A 13,596-nucleotide genomic window follows, 5' to 3' on the forward strand; every position below is an offset into this window, starting at 1 on the left:
GGCACCGGCTTTGCCGGTGATCGCGGGGCAAGCCCGCTCCCACGCTGGAACCCTGTTTCCCTGCGCGGCAGCGCAGCCCCATCAACCTACCGCCCGCCACAGATACCAGGCGGCCACCGTCCGGTGCGGGCTCCACACACTGGCCAGCGATCTCATCTGGGCGGGTGTCGGCGCCTTGTCCAGGCCCTTGATCCGCCGATAGCCTTCGCGCACGCCGAAATCATCCACAGGCAGTATGTCCGAGCGCTCCAGGCAGTAGATCAAGAGCATCTCCACTGTCCACCGCCCTACTCCACGCAAGGTCACCAGCCGCTCGATCAGCACCTCATCGGTAAGCCCCAGCGCTTGCTCACGACTGGGCACGATACCGTCCAGGCGGGCCTGGGCAATGCCCTGCACGGTCGCCAACTTGCTCGCTGAAAAGCCACAGGCGCGCAACGCCTCGGGGCGGATCGCCAGCAGTTGATCAGGGCTGGGAAATGCCGAACCAGGAAACAGTGCCAGCATCCGCCCCAGGATCGCCTCGGCCGCACGCGCATGCAGTTGCTGGTAGGCAATCGCTCGCACCAGCGCTTCATAGGGCTCGCGCCCGGGCGTTGCCTGATGCAGACAGGGCCCGGTCGCAGCAATGTGCTGGGACCAGTGCGGATCGAGCGCCGCGAGATAATCTGCAGCTTCGCGAAACGCGGCGGGCGAAAGATCGGCCAGAATCATCGACGACTACCCAGTGCAGAAAACCTTCATCTTAGCCCTAATACGGTTCACTCAAAGCCCTTGTCGCCTGCTTTTGGGCCGCTCTGCGCCCCTTCGCGGGCTTGCCCGCGAAGGGGCGCAGAGCGGCCCAAAAATCTTGTGTGAACAGCATTATCACTTTAGCCCAGCCGTTTATCGGGGAAACGCCGGATCTTGCGCGATAATTTCCTGGTATACCGTTGCCCTGGCTCATCGACCCCGCCTAGAATTGAGAACTATTAACAAACGCAGTTACTTCCAGGGTCAAGGCCGTTGCCACGATGCAGATGAACGACACGCTCAAGCCGGCCGAAATCGATCTGCTCTATCAGTCCCATCATGCTTGGCTGCGCGGCTGGCTCAAGGCCCGGGTCGGTTGCCGGGAGAACGCCGCCGACCTGGCCCAGGACACCTTCGTGCGCCTGCTGCGGGCGCGCCAGGTTTCGCCGTTGAAAGAGCCACGCGCCTACCTGAGCAGCATCGCCCGTGGCCTGATGATCGATCAGTTCCGCCGTCGGGCGCTGGAGCGGGCTTATCAAGAGAGCCTGGCCAACTTGCCAGAAGGCGAGGCGCCCAGCGAAGAGTATCGACGGGTGATTCTCGACACCCTCGAACGCCTGGACCGTGCCCTGCACCAGTTGAAACCGCGGGTGCGCCAGGCTTTTCTACTGGCCCAACTCGATGGTCTGAGCATCGCCCAGATCGCCCTGCGCCTGGATGTCTCGCGCGCGACCATCGAACGTGACTTGGCCAAGGCCCTGGGCACCTGCTATCGGTTGCGCTATGCCGACGCCTGAGCGCATTCCCGCACAAGCCCAGGTCGATCAAGCCATCGACTGGCTGGTAAAACTGCGCTTCGACGAACCCAGTGCGCGCACCGAGCGGCAGTTCCAGCAGTGGCTGACCAGCCACCCGCACAACGCCTTGGCCTGGCAGCGGGTGAGCACGCTGAGCGACGAACTCGCCGGCCTGCCCAGCGACCTCAGCCGGCGCACCCTCGAAGGCAGCCGGCGCCAGCAGATCAGTCGGCGCGATCATCTCAAGCTGCTCGCCGTCCTGGCGGTGGGTGGCAGCCTCGGTTGGGCGGCGCGCGAGCCGCTGGGCCTACCCGCCCTGCTGGCCGACAGCAGTACCGCCACTGGCGAGCGACGTGACGTGCAAGGCAGCGACGGCAGCCGCATCCAGCTCAACACCGCCAGCGCCATCGACTTGCGCTACAACGCCGATCAACGCCTGCTGACGCTGATTCGCGGCGAGCTGACCCTGGACAGCAATGCCAACGACAAACGCCCTTTCATCATCGACACCCAACTCGGTGCGTTGAGCACCCACGACGGCCAACTGTTACTGCGAGAAAACGCTCAAGGCCTGTTGCTGGCAGTGCGCCGCGGCGAGGTCACCCTGATGCCCCACTCGGCGCCGTTACGCCAAGTGTACCCAGGCCAAGTGCTGCAGCTGGACGCGTCCGGCGCAATCCAGCCAGCGCTGGTGCATGGCGACCCCTGGGGCTGGACCGATGGCGTACTCAGCGTGCAGCAGATGCCGCTCAGCGAATTTACCGCTGAACTGTCGCGTTATCGCCCGGGGCTGTTGCGCTGCGCACCTGAGGTAGCCGATCTGAAAGTGTCCGGCACCTATCAACTGGCCGACACCGAGCAAATCCTCCAGCTGCTGGCGCGCAGCCTGCCGCTGCGGATCGACTACCGCACGCGCTATTGGGTCAGCATCGGGGCTGCATGAAAAACCTGAAAATAAATGAGGTGGAATCTCATTCTCGATCGGCCTGAAGGAACAAAGCCCGAAAAGTGGTCTTCACAACCTTCAGGAGCGCGTCATGATTCACCTTTGTTCTCCCCGCAAAGACAGGCTACGCCACGCCGTACGCGCCGCCGTGCTCGGCTTGAGCCTGGCGAGCAGCTGCGCGCTGCCGCTGGTGGCCCACGCAGCGGCCAGCCAGAGCCAGCAGTTGGACTGGAACATTGCCGCTGGCCCATTGGCCCCTGCGCTGGACCAGATGGCCCGGCAAGGTGGCCTGAACCTGTCGTTCGATGCGAACAGCCTGCAAGGCAAGACCACCCGCGGTGTGCAAGGCCACTATGACAGCGCCCAGGCCCTGTCGATTGTGTTGCAGGGCAGCGACGTGCAGGTGCAACAGGAGAGTGACAAGAGCTTTTTGTTGATCCCGGCAATCGACACTGGCTCTGCCTTGGAGTTGGGAGCGACCAGCATTTCCAGCAATCGCTTGGGTGAAGTCACTGAAAACACCGGTTCCTACACGACTGGCGCGGTGACCATCGGCAAGATGCCACAGACCCTGCGCCATACCCCGCAGTCGGTAACCGTGGTCACCCGCCAGCGCATCGACGATCAGAACATCACCAACCTCACCAACTTGCTCGAGCAGACGCCGGGGGTGGTGGTCAACTACACCGACAGCGAACGCGTTCAGTATTACTCCCGCGGCTTCGCCATCGATGCCATCCAGTATGACGGCGCCACCGTGGTGCAAAGCAGCGGCGGTGGTTCATTCATTCAGAGCGATTCGGCCTTCATCGACCGCGCCGAAATCCTGCGCGGCGCAACCGGCATGTTGCGCGGCGCGGGCAACCCATCCGGCACCGTCAACCTGGTGCGCAAACGACCGACCCACGACTTTCAGGCCCAGGGCTTGGTCACCTTGGGCTCGTGGAACGCTCAGCGCTATGTCGCCGATGTTTCCGGCCCGCTGAACGAAACGGGTAACGTTCGCGGCCGAGTCATCGCCGTGCATGATGACCGCGACCTGTTCCAGGATTCGCGGATGGAGCGCAAGGAGGCCTTCTCCGGCCAATTGGCCTTCGACTTGAGCGAGAGCACAACACTGACTACCGGCGTTGAATGGACCAAGCTCGATGCCACCGGAGCCTGGGGCAATTTGCCGGCCAATTTCGACGGCTCGCCCCTGCCACTGGGCCGTAGCACGTATCTGGGCGCCGAATGGAATCGCTGGGATCGCAGCAATCTGCAGACCTTCGCAGAACTCGAGCATCGCTTCGACAACGACTGGACGCTCAAGCTGATGGCCCTGCGCACTCACTTCGAGCTGGACGACAATGGTTTCAAACAAACCTACATGTCGCGAGCCAGCGCCACCAACCCTTACTTGATGACCTACCAGGTCACTGAAGGGGACGGCGGTGAAAGTCTCCAGAACAACCTCAGCGCTACCCTCAATGGCCCCTTCGAGCTGTTGGGCCGCACCCACGAATTGATGTTGGGAGTAGAGCGAATCCGCAACGACTCCTACGCCTCCGGCACCAATCGCGTGGTGTACTCGGACATCATCGACATCCGCCACTGGGACCCCAAGACCAGCTTGCCAGAGCCCACCATTGACGGTATCCCCCATCCGTTACGCACGCGCACTACTCAAGAGGCGGCACATGCGACATGGCGGATTTCCCTGGCAGATCCATTGACCGCCGTAATCGGCGCACGGATCAATTGGTACGACTACGAACAGGAGTTCGCCGCTGCAGCTGACAAGACATTCAGCATCGACGAAGAGATCGTGCCCTACGCGGCGCTTATCTACGACCTGAATGACAACTTCAGCGTCTACGCCAGCTATACCGAAATCTTCAACCCGCAGACGGTTGTGGATAAGAACCTGACGGTGCTCGACCCGGTAGTGGGCGAGGCTTACGAGACCGGGATCAAAGGCGAGTTCTATGACGGGCGCCTGAATACCTCGCTGGCCTTTTTCCGTATAAACCAAGTCGGCACGCCGGTAGATGACTTCTCGACAGAACCCGGCTGCGGCGGTGGTACCGCTCGCTGCAAAATCGCCTCTGGCAAGAGCCGCAGCGAAGGCATCGACCTGGAAGTGAGCGGCGAGGTCTTACCCGGCTGGCAGCTAACAGGCGGCTATACCTACAACACAACCGAGTATGTAAAGAACACGGCGGCCACCAATGGCGACGCCATCCGCACCACCGACCCTGAGCACATGCTGCGCGTGTTCAGCAGCTATCGCCTGCCAGGTGCACTGGATGCCTGGACCGTTGGCGGCGGCGTGCAGGCGCAGAGCAATATCTACGCGCAAAGTGGCACCGCCAAGGCAACCCAATCGGGATATGCGGTCTACAACGCGCTAATCAAATACCGCTTCAACGATAACTACACGGTTCAGTTGAATGCCAATAACCTGTTCGACAAGAAGTACTACCGACAGATTGGTACGACTGCCACGGGCTATTACTGGGGTGATCCGCGCAATGTGTCGGTAACCCTGCGCGGGACTTTCTGAGCCAAACGAGGGCTCTGCCCTCGTTCACGGTAAAGACATTACTCAGCCACCGCCTTGAGCCTTCCTGCCCGGCGATACGACTGCCGGGCAAAGCACACGAACAACCCCGCCATCAGCGCCAGGGCCATCGGCAAGCCGTGCGGGGCAACGCCCATCGCCGCGCCACTGACCAATGGCCCGACCAGGCTGCCGACACCCCACAGCAAGCCGACGCTGGCATTGGCCGTAACCAGGTCACGGCCCTTGAAGCGCTGACCGATCAACACCAGCGCCAAGGTATAGATGCCACCGGCAACCGCGCCCAGCAGCACCAGCATCGGCCACAGCAGCCAGGTCAGGTTGAGCAGCCACGGCAGAGCGATACCGATCGCCATCGCTATCAAACCGCAGAGCAAATGCAACCCGGTCCGCTCGACCCGGTCAGCCAACCAGCCCAACGGCAACTGGAACAGCATGTCGCCAGCGAACACCACGGTCACCATCAGAGCCGCCACCGCCACGGCAAAGCCATGGCTGCTGGCGTATACCGGCAGCAACGACAGCACCACGGCGTCGAAGAACGAGAAAAACAGCACGGCCACGCACAGCGCCGGGGCCACGCGGAAGAACCCGGCCAGGGTGAAGCTCTTCTCGCCGTCATCTTCGTGCTGCACATGGTCGTTCGGCACGGTCACCAGGATGCACAGCAAGGCCAGGCCATAGCAGGCCGTCACCACGCCGGTGACCCAAGGGCTGTTGGCACCGACCACCGCCAGCATCGCCGGCCCCAGCACCTGGAACCCGGTGAAGCTAGTCGCATACAAGGCCATGATCTTGCCGCGATTGTGCTCAGGGCACAGCTCGTTGACCCACGACTCGCCAAGGATGATCGCAATCCCCATGCCCAGGCCCAACCCCAGGCGCAGTAGCGCCAGCAGCCAGACCGAGGAGAACGCCCACTCCAGCAAGCCAATGCTCAAGGTGCACAGGCTAAAGCACAGCAGGTAGATGGAGCGCCGGGTCAGGTGCCGGCAGCAGGCATCGACCATGAACGCCGAAAGCATCATGCCCGCTGCCGGAATGGCCGACAAAATACCGATCTCAAGGGTGCTCGCGCCCGCCTCATGCAGACGCAACGACACCAGCGGCAGGCTCGCCCCCAGGCTGAAACCCACGACCGAAACGGCGAACAACAGGCCCGCCAGCAAACGCATGTTCATTACCACTCCTTGCAAGCCGACGCACCCAGGCCTTGCTGGCCCGGTCGGCTTAAAATCACTGAAAAATGTTCGCACGCGAACGCCCGCAATCACGCCGGGGAGGCGTTGGACGCAGGCACGCGGATCAGCTCAGGGCAAGGTGTGGCGAGAAGGTGAAGGCAAACAGCACGCTGCGTCGCCGCTTGAGCACCGTGTCGCTCGGCCAGGCACGCCGACAGGCCTGGGCAGCAGGCTGGCGGGCTTGGAGGAGACGCTGAGTACGGCGCATTGCATCGACTACGCAGGTAAAGAGGAGGCGGCACTCTAGGCCAAGGCTGATCGATTCGTCAATTGTTGGGACCGCGCGATCCTTGTAGGCGCTGGCGTGCCTGCGATGGAGCGCGAAGCGGTCCCAACCATCTCAGCGCTTACCCGTAGACGGCAAGAACACCGCCAACAAGCCAAACAGCGGCAGATACGAGCACAACCCATACACATACTCGATCCCGCGCAAGTCGGCCACATAGCCGAGCAGCGCCGCGCCAATCCCGCCAAAGCCAAACATCAGGCCGAAGAAGATCCCGGCAATCATGCCGACATTGCCCGGCACCAGTTCCTGGGCATACACCACGATGGCCGAAAACGCCGAGGCGAGGATAAAGCCGATCACCAGGCTCAGCACCGTCGTCCAGAACAGGTCGGCATACGGCAGGGCCAGGGTGAACGGCGCCACCCCAAGAATCGAGAACCAGATTACCGCCTTGCGCCCGATGCGATCACCAATCGGCCCACCGAAGAAGGTCCCCGCCGCCACCGCACCGAGGAACAGGAACAGATGCAGCTGGGAGCTGGCCACCGACAGGTCGAACTTCTCGATCAAATAGAAGGTGAAGTAGCTGGTGAAACTGGCCATATAGAAGTACTTGGAGAACACCAGCAGGCCGAGCACGATCAGCGCAGCGATCACCCGCTGGCGCGACAGGCCATGGGTCGCCTGCACCGCCTTGCGCGCCTTGGCCTGGTTGAGGTGGGCCTTGTACCAGCGGCGCAGCATCAGCGTCACGGCAAAGAAGAACAGCCCTGCCAGGCCAAACCAGGCGACATGGCTCTGGCCGAACGGAATGACGATCGCCGCCGCCAGCAACGGGCCGAACGCGGAACCGGCGTTGCCCCCGACCTGGAAGGTCGACTGGGCCAGGCCAAAGCGCCCGCCCGAGGCCAGGCGGGCGATACGCGAGGTTTCTGGGTGGAAGGTCGAGGAGCCGATGCCGACCAGCGCCGAGGCCAGCAGAATCATCGGGAAGCTGCCGACAAACGCCAGCATCACAATCCCCACCAGCGTGCACAGGGTGCCCAGCGGCAGCAAGTTAGGGGTCGGACGCTTGTCGGTGAAAAAACCTACCCACGGCTGCAACAGCGAGGCGGTGATCTGGAACGTCAGGGTGATCAGGCCGATCTGGGCGAAGCTCAGGTCGTAGTTGGCCTTGAGCATCGGATAAATAGCCGGCAGCACCGACTGGATCAGGTCGTTGATCAGATGCGCCAGCGCGCAAAAGCCGATGATGCGCATCACCAAGGGGTTGGCGCCTTGGGCAGCCGACACAGGGGTGGTGGTCTGGGTACTACTGATGGCCATGGGCTAGATATCCGTCCGCAGGTTTGGGATCCGATTATCGGGAAACAAATAGATACATAGCTAGCTTTTTTGCCACCGGTCCGCCACGCACTTGTAAATGGTTCTCAATATATTTAGCATCCATGGCACATTGCCCTGCCACATTGCGCGACTACGCCCTTTTTCGCGAGCAACCCGACCATGAGCCCGATGCCCGCCCTGCAGCTTCAGCCCGATCCCGAACGCGAGGCGCTGGAGTGGTTCTCCCGCCTGCGCCAGCCCGGTAGCGACGAGCAGCTACGCCGCGCCTTCGCCGCCTGGTGCCAGGAGCCTGACAATGCCCGTGCCTATGCCGAACTCGAGGCGTACTGGCAGCAGCTCAAGCCGCCCACAGCGCGGCCGCGGCCACGCCTGCTCAAGGCCCGTCGCAGCCATCTGGGCAAGGTTTTGGCGGCACTGTTCCTGTTGCTGCTGGCAGCCCTGGCTTACCTCTACTGGCCGCTGATGCAGCGCCTTGCCAGCGAGCTGCATACCGCCAGCGGCGAGCGGCGCAGTGTGCGCCTGGCCGACGGATCGACCCTGCACCTGGACAGCGCCAGCGCGATGAACGTCGATCTGCGTGGCCGCACCCGCCAATTGCACCTGGTGCAAGGGCAAGTCTATCTGGAGGTGATGCTCGATGGTCGGGCAATGGAAGTACAGGTCGACGATGCGCGGATCCAGGTGTTTGGCACTCGCCTGATGATCGCTCGCACGCCCGCGCACGACGAACTGGTGGTGCTCAACGGCAAGGCGATGGTTATTCAGGGGGGCGACCAACGCATGGTGTCGGCCGGCGAACGGGTGACCTTCTCCGACAGCCGCATCGATCCGGTACAGAAGATCGACGCCAAGTACGCCGATGCCTGGCGCAACGGTCACTTGCTGGCCAAGGACGTGCCATTGGCGCAGGTCCTGCAGCGCTTGGCCGGCTACCAGGGCAAGCGCGTCTGGCTGATGGATGAGCAAACCGCCTATCGCCGCGTCAGTGGCGACTTCAACCTGGATCGCTCGGCAGAAAGCCTGGAGCAGCTCGCCAGCGAACAGCAATTGCAGCTGCACAGCCTGCTTGGGCAGTGGCTGATCGTCCGCTGAATCGGCCCTAGCCGGCTAAGCGTTTGAAAGCGTGTAAATTTTTTTTGAAATGAGTGTTGACAGAGGGGCGTTTGAAGAGAATAATGCGCGCCAGTTGGCTACATAGCTCAGTTGGTTAGAGCATAGCATTCATAATGCTGGGGTCCGGGGTTCAAGTCCCTGTGTAGCCACCAAATTCGAAAAGGGCTTACCGCAAGGTAAGCCCTTTTTCTTTGTCCGGGCAAAAGCCATCAGCGCACGCCTGACACCATCACCGCCAAGCCCAGGCCAATCAGTGCTACACCTATCAGCCGATCGACCACCACCTGCCGCTCGATCATGGCCTTGCGCAAGGCTGCACTGGAAAAGAACACCGCCACCAGGCTGAACCACAGCCAATGGGCCACGGACATGAATGCGCCATAGGCGAAGTCCACTGCCAATGGGCTACCTGGCTGGACCACCTGGGTATAGGCACTGACCACGAACAGCATGGTCTTGGGGTTTAGCGCGTTGGTCAGAAAGCCGCTGCGCAATGCCATCCACAGGCTTGCACTGTCATCCTGCCCGAGCCCATCAAGGCGAATCCGCGTGGTGTTGGTCAGCGACTTGTAGCCCAAGTAGATCAAGTAACCCGCCCCCAGCACTTTCATGGCCAAAAACAGCGCCGGGCTTTGGCTGATGATCACGGCAATCCCCAGCACGGTGTACAGCACATGCACCTGCACGCCCAATGCAATGCCCAACGCGGCTGCCAGTCCAGCTTTGCGGCCCTGTGCATAACTGCTGCGGGTGACCATGGCAAAGTCCGCGCCCGGGCTGATGACAGCCAGGATGGTAAACAGGGCGACGGCGATCAATTCATTCACAGGATATGTCCTCGATAGACGATGAAAATGCACAGAGCGCTGATTATCGAAGGCTTATCCACAGGTAAAAATCGATTTATAGTGCGACTAATCTGCTAGTTTTATTCACACATTATCTTGTCTGTACCGGCATCATCGCGGGGCCGCTCCTACAGAAATGACATGGCCCCCGTGGGAGCGGGCTTGCCCCGCGATGAGGCCCGCACAACCGACGCCAAAAAAATGAAAACACCCCCACTTAACGCCTTTCGCTACTTCGACATCGCCGCACAAACCGAGAGCTTCGTGCGCGCCGCCGAGCACCTGCACGTCACCCACGGTGCGGTCAGCCGCCAGGTGCGCCTGCTTGAAGAGAGCCTCGGAGTGGCGCTGTTCGAGCGGCGCAACCGGGCGATTTTCCTCACCCCCGCCGGGCGCGATTTGCACGCCGCGACCCAATCGATCTTCGAGCAACTGCAAAGCGCCGTGCAGCGCGTGCAGCAACAAGAGCAGGACAAGGTGCTGGTACTGTCCTGCGAGCCGACCATCGCCATGCGCTGGCTGATCCCCCGCCTGCCCGGCTTTCACGCTGCCCATCCAGATATCCAGCTGCATCTGGTCGCGGCCGGCGGCCCGGTGGATTTCGCCCGCGGCGGTATCGACCTGGCGCTGCGCCGCGATGATTTTCACTGGGACCGCCAGCTGCACAGCCTGAAGATCTGTGACGAATGGGTCGGCCCGGTCTGCCGCCCAGGCCAGGATCAGCGCCTGGATGGCCAACGCCTGCTGCACAGCCGCACCCGGGCAGACGCCTGGAGCAGTTGGCTGCGCTTGAGCAAGCAACACGCCCGGCATACCGAGCGCAGTGACTATGAGCATTTTTATCTGTCGATCCAGGCCGCCAGCGCCGGTCTAGGGCTGGCGACCGCCTCGGCGCTGATGGTGCGTGACGAGCTGGACAGTGGCCAGCTACAAGCCCCATTCGGCTTCCTGCGGGACGGCTCGGCCTATCACCTGCTCAGCCCGCAACCGCTGCAAGACGGCAGCCAACGGCAACGCTTCGCACAATGGGTGATCAACCAATGCCAGGCTTGCCTGACTCACTTGGGCTTGACGCAGAACGACGAACCAGCGCTGCCATCACCACCCCAGGTTCGATAGCCCGCCGTGTCGATATGAATGCGCCCCGACGGATAGCGACCCAAGCCCATGTTCCAGGCCTGGCCGTGTTGCTGCCAGAAGCTGCACAGTGGATTGGGATCGGCCCAGGCGGGCAACAACAGGTCGACAGCGAACGCCCGGGTATGCGCGCTACCCACCGCGCCCCCGGCGCAGGCGTTGAGGCGGGGCTCGCGATAGGCCGAGACCACCTCGAATTGGCGCAGCGCGCCCCGGTCGTCGAGGGTCTTGATCAAGGCCAGGGTCGAGCGTACCGCCGGCCACTGGCTGGCGGGCGGTACGGCGAAGGGTGAAGCCCGGCACAGGCGCCAATCGGAGGCTGAACGCAGCAATTGATGGATCGGCACGATGCCGTAGAGGCGAGCATCGACCAGCATCTGGCGAAACGGCCGGGTCTGATGGTCTCCCGCCCATTGGGCGAACATCCACAGGTCGCGCTCGTCGGCCTGGGTGACAGCAGCGCTCAGCAGACCCGCTGCCAGTATCAGTTTCCTTGCTCGCTCCATCCCTGCCCCCTATCCGTCGGCTGCCTGAGATGCAGTTAAGCACGGCGAGCCGCTGCGCGACTCGTTCGCGGGCAAGCCCGCATCCACAGGGATGTGTGTCGTCCTGGTGCGGGCTTGCCCGCGAACAGGCCACCCCTGCTCAGGCAATACTCAGGGGCTTTATTCCAATGGCCGCAAGCGATACTGCGGCGGCAACTGGGCAAAGCCGCTGATGGTGGTGTCCAGGCTCTTCCAGCGGCCATCCTTGATGCCATAGATGCAACCATGGATCGACAGCTCCTGCCCCCGGTGCCAGGCATTCTGGACGATGCTGGTGTGCGCCACATTGGCCACCTGCTGGATCACGTTCAGCTCGCACAGACGATCGACCTGCGCATCGATGCTGTCCAGCTTGGCCAGCTCGCCACGCTTCTCGTAGTACAGATCGCGGATCGAGCGCAGCCAGCCATCGATCAGGCCCAGCTGACGGTCCTGCATGGCCGCACGCACCCCGCCGCAGCCATAGTGGCCGGTCACCAGGATGTGTTTGACCTTGAGCACTTCGACCGCGTACTGAATCACCGACAAGCAGTTGAGGTCGGTGTGCAACACCACGTTGGCGACGTTGCGGTGCACGAACAGATCACCCGGCAGCATGCCGACGATCTCGTTGGCCGGCACCCGCGCATCGGAGCAGCCGATCCAGAGAAATTCCGGCGTCTGCTGGCGGGCCAGCTTGGCAAAGAAATCGGGATCGCGCTGGGTAATGGCATCCGCCCAGCGCTGGTTGTTGTCGATCAATTCCTGCAGGTCGTGCATGGTCTTGCCTCATCAGGTTATGCCTGTGTGACTCGACCTACCCCCGCGGGGTCACTCTTCGAATAGAGTGCAGGCCATCACCAGGGCGTCTTCGCGTCCGCCAGCCATCGGGTAGTAGTCCCGACGCCGACCGACTTCGTTGAATCCGTAGCGTTCGTACAGGCGGTAGGCCGACTGGTTGCTGGCGCGTACTTCCAGGAAGCACTCGCGGCCGTTGAGCTGATAGGCCCGTGCCATCAGGTGCTCGAGCAGGCGCAGGCCCAGCCCGCAGCCCTGGTTTTCCGGCTTGACGGTGATATTGAGCAGATGCGCCTCATCGATGATCACGTTGATCACGCCATGTCCAACCTGCTGCTGACCGTCGAACATCAGCCACACTTCATATGACTTGAGCGCATCCTGGAAGATTCCACGGGTCCAGGGATGGCTGAACGCGGCATATTCGATCTTAAGCACGGCATCCAGATCCGCCTCGGTCATCGGGCGGAAACTGATCGAATCACTCATTCAACGCTCTTCCAGCGCGCCATCAGCTGGCGCATCGCTTGCCAGACGTCCGCTTTGCGTTGCGGCTCGTCCATCAACAGTTCAAGACCAGGCAAGGCCCAGGCATCGCCCAGACCGTCGACCTTCAGTTCTTGGTAATAGGCTTCAGTCTGAACTTCAGCGGCAAAGCGCAGCGCTGGCAGGCCGACCAGCCACAGGCAGGTGCAGGGGGTTTCTTCCAACCGCGCCTGGATAAAACCCTGGACGAAATCGCGGGCGGCTTCCGGGCCTTGGTCCATATTGCCGCGCACCAGCAGCGGCCAGCGCACCGGCTCGCCGATGAGTTGCGGCGCATCGGGCAGACCGGCGGCGCGCAGCATGTCCTTGAGCAGCAGGTAGGACGGGTCGCGGCTCTGGAACGGCTGACCGGTGGCAAGCTCGACCAACAGCAGGCAACTGCCGGCGCGCAGCAGCTGCAAAGCAAAACGTGGCGGTGGCACCGGTGCCGGGCGTACCCCAGGCGCGGTTTCTTCGGCCTCGACCGCCTTGGGCGCAGGCTTGGCGGTGCTGGCTGGGCGAGGTATCTCGATTTTCGGTCGTTCGCCGGAGCGCGCTTGTGGCGCAGCTGGCGGCGGCGTAGCGCTGGGCGCGGCAGGGCGGACGTCGAACTCGATGTCCTCGACTGGCGCCTGCGGCAACAGCAGCTCCGGGCGCGACGGCGCGGCGAACGGCAGTTCGGCGCGCGGCAGCCAATGCACCACTTGCATGGCGCAAAGGTAGGCGCGGCGGCGGGACTCGATCAGCACAGCACGGTCATCCAGGGAGAAGTCAGTCGGCCATTCTACCGCCCTTG

14 protein-coding genes and 1 tRNA gene are annotated in these 13,596 nt (G+C 62.4%); 6 read left to right on the plus strand and 9 right to left on the minus strand.

Annotated elements, in window-relative coordinates; all coding sequences use genetic code 11:
• Positions 1–81 precede the first annotated feature (81 nt).
• Positions 82–714, minus strand: a complete 633-nt coding sequence (locus AAZU54_RS14205; RefSeq protein ID WP_405129952.1) for a DNA-3-methyladenine glycosylase family protein — start codon at positions 712–714, stop codon at positions 82–84.
• A gap of 299 nt (positions 715–1,013) precedes the next feature.
• On the opposite strand from AAZU54_RS14205, the gene AAZU54_RS14210 reads away from it, so the two are divergent.
• From AAZU54_RS14210 to AAZU54_RS14220, 3 genes are all read left to right on the plus strand, one after another.
• Positions 1,014–1,529 carry a sigma-70 family RNA polymerase sigma factor gene (locus AAZU54_RS14210; protein ID WP_186554212.1) on the plus strand — a complete coding sequence of 172 codons (516 nt, stop codon included), beginning with the start codon at positions 1,014–1,016 and terminating at the stop codon, positions 1,527–1,529.
• Positions 1,516–2,472: a FecR domain-containing protein gene (locus AAZU54_RS14215; RefSeq protein ID WP_434727290.1), complete on the plus strand. Its 957-nt coding sequence runs from the start codon at positions 1,516–1,518 to the stop codon at positions 2,470–2,472. The genes AAZU54_RS14210 and AAZU54_RS14215 overlap by 14 nt, the downstream gene beginning before the upstream one ends.
• Before the next feature lie 94 nt (positions 2,473–2,566).
• Positions 2,567–5,020 carry a TonB-dependent siderophore receptor gene (locus AAZU54_RS14220; RefSeq protein WP_434727291.1) on the plus strand — a complete coding sequence of 818 codons (2,454 nt, stop codon included), beginning with the start codon at positions 2,567–2,569 and terminating at the stop codon, positions 5,018–5,020.
• Positions 5,021–5,058: 38 nt separating this feature from the next.
• Here AAZU54_RS14220 and AAZU54_RS14225 read toward each other — a convergent pair whose 3' ends face one another.
• From AAZU54_RS14225 to AAZU54_RS14235, 3 genes are all read right to left on the minus strand, one after another.
• Positions 5,059–6,219 (minus strand): MFS transporter, encoded by a 1,161-nt coding sequence (locus AAZU54_RS14225; RefSeq protein ID WP_312152434.1) that lies wholly within the window; start codon positions 6,217–6,219, stop codon positions 5,059–5,061.
• Between the two features lie 124 nt (positions 6,220–6,343).
• Positions 6,344–6,487, minus strand: a complete 144-nt coding sequence (locus AAZU54_RS14230) for a hypothetical protein (protein ID WP_264234708.1) — start codon at positions 6,485–6,487, stop codon at positions 6,344–6,346.
• 132 nt (positions 6,488–6,619) lie between these two features.
• Positions 6,620–7,834: an MFS transporter gene (locus AAZU54_RS14235; RefSeq protein WP_312152438.1), complete on the minus strand. Its 1,215-nt coding sequence runs from the start codon at positions 7,832–7,834 to the stop codon at positions 6,620–6,622.
• Positions 7,835–8,023: 189 nt separating this feature from the next.
• Here AAZU54_RS14235 and AAZU54_RS14240 point away from each other — a divergent pair, with 189 nt between their 5' ends.
• Complete coding sequence (locus tag AAZU54_RS14240) at positions 8,024–8,947, plus strand: FecR family protein (RefSeq protein WP_434727307.1); 924 nt, start codon at positions 8,024–8,026, stop codon at positions 8,945–8,947.
• Positions 8,948–9,043: 96 nt separating this feature from the next.
• Positions 9,044–9,120: transfer RNA gene (locus AAZU54_RS14245), tRNA-Met, on the plus strand.
• Positions 9,121–9,177: 57 nt separating this feature from the next.
• On the opposite strand, the gene AAZU54_RS14250 is transcribed toward AAZU54_RS14245, so the two are convergent.
• Positions 9,178–9,795: a LysE family translocator gene (locus tag AAZU54_RS14250; protein ID WP_186554217.1), complete on the minus strand. Its 618-nt coding sequence runs from the start codon at positions 9,793–9,795 to the stop codon at positions 9,178–9,180.
• Between the two features lie 222 nt (positions 9,796–10,017).
• On the opposite strand from AAZU54_RS14250, the gene AAZU54_RS14255 reads away from it, so the two are divergent.
• On the plus strand, positions 10,018–10,935 hold the full coding sequence (locus tag AAZU54_RS14255) for a LysR substrate-binding domain-containing protein (protein ID WP_434727292.1): 918 nt from the start codon (positions 10,018–10,020) through the stop codon (positions 10,933–10,935).
• On the opposite strand, the gene AAZU54_RS14260 is transcribed toward AAZU54_RS14255, so the two are convergent.
• The 4 genes from AAZU54_RS14260 to AAZU54_RS14275 form a co-directional block, all read right to left on the minus strand.
• Complete coding sequence (locus tag AAZU54_RS14260) at positions 10,875–11,459, minus strand: D-Ala-D-Ala carboxypeptidase family metallohydrolase (protein ID WP_434727293.1); 585 nt, start codon at positions 11,457–11,459, stop codon at positions 10,875–10,877. The two genes, AAZU54_RS14255 and AAZU54_RS14260, sit on opposite strands and share 61 nt — an antisense overlap.
• Positions 11,460–11,618: 159 nt before the next feature.
• The gene (gene can, locus AAZU54_RS14265) at positions 11,619–12,257 is read right to left on the minus strand and encodes a carbonate dehydratase (RefSeq protein WP_186554220.1); all 639 of its coding nucleotides are present in this window, start codon (positions 12,255–12,257) and stop codon (positions 11,619–11,621) included.
• 51 nt (positions 12,258–12,308) lie between these two features.
• The gene (gene rimI, locus AAZU54_RS14270) at positions 12,309–12,764 is read right to left on the minus strand and encodes a ribosomal protein S18-alanine N-acetyltransferase (RefSeq protein WP_186554221.1); all 456 of its coding nucleotides are present in this window, start codon (positions 12,762–12,764) and stop codon (positions 12,309–12,311) included.
• Positions 12,761–13,549 (minus strand): energy transducer TonB, encoded by a 789-nt coding sequence (locus tag AAZU54_RS14275; protein WP_434727294.1) that lies wholly within the window; start codon positions 13,547–13,549, stop codon positions 12,761–12,763. The genes rimI and AAZU54_RS14275 overlap by 4 nt, the downstream gene beginning before the upstream one ends.
• Positions 13,550–13,596 lie beyond the last annotated feature (47 nt).

Origin of the sequence: Pseudomonas sp. Je.1.5.c, from assembly GCF_051129895.1 — a bacterium.
GTDB classification, from domain to species: Bacteria; Pseudomonadota; Gammaproteobacteria; order Pseudomonadales; family Pseudomonadaceae; genus Aquipseudomonas; species Aquipseudomonas urmiensis.

Coding starts and splice junctions, on each gene's coding strand:
- AAZU54_RS14205 (WP_405129952.1), bottom strand. CDS start 714: ATGATTCTGGCCGATCTTTCGCCCGCCGCGTTTCGCGAAGCTGCAGAT.
- AAZU54_RS14210 (WP_186554212.1), top strand. CDS start 1,014: ATGCAGATGAACGACACGCTCAAGCCGGCCGAAATCGATCTGCTCTAT.
- AAZU54_RS14215 (WP_434727290.1), top strand. CDS start 1,516: ATGCCGACGCCTGAGCGCATTCCCGCACAAGCCCAGGTCGATCAAGCC.
- AAZU54_RS14220 (WP_434727291.1), top strand. CDS start 2,567: ATGATTCACCTTTGTTCTCCCCGCAAAGACAGGCTACGCCACGCCGTA.
- AAZU54_RS14225 (WP_312152434.1), bottom strand. CDS start 6,219: ATGAACATGCGTTTGCTGGCGGGCCTGTTGTTCGCCGTTTCGGTCGTG.
- AAZU54_RS14230 (WP_264234708.1), bottom strand. CDS start 6,487: ATGCGCCGTACTCAGCGTCTCCTCCAAGCCCGCCAGCCTGCTGCCCAG.
- AAZU54_RS14235 (WP_312152438.1), bottom strand. CDS start 7,834: ATGGCCATCAGTAGTACCCAGACCACCACCCCTGTGTCGGCTGCCCAA.
- AAZU54_RS14240 (WP_434727307.1), top strand. CDS start 8,024: ATGCCCGCCCTGCAGCTTCAGCCCGATCCCGAACGCGAGGCGCTGGAG.
- AAZU54_RS14255 (WP_434727292.1), top strand. CDS start 10,018: ATGAAAACACCCCCACTTAACGCCTTTCGCTACTTCGACATCGCCGCA.
- AAZU54_RS14260 (WP_434727293.1), bottom strand. CDS start 11,459: ATGGAGCGAGCAAGGAAACTGATACTGGCAGCGGGTCTGCTGAGCGCT.
- can (WP_186554220.1), bottom strand. CDS start 12,257: ATGCACGACCTGCAGGAATTGATCGACAACAACCAGCGCTGGGCGGAT.
- rimI (WP_186554221.1), bottom strand. CDS start 12,764: ATGAGTGATTCGATCAGTTTCCGCCCGATGACCGAGGCGGATCTGGAT.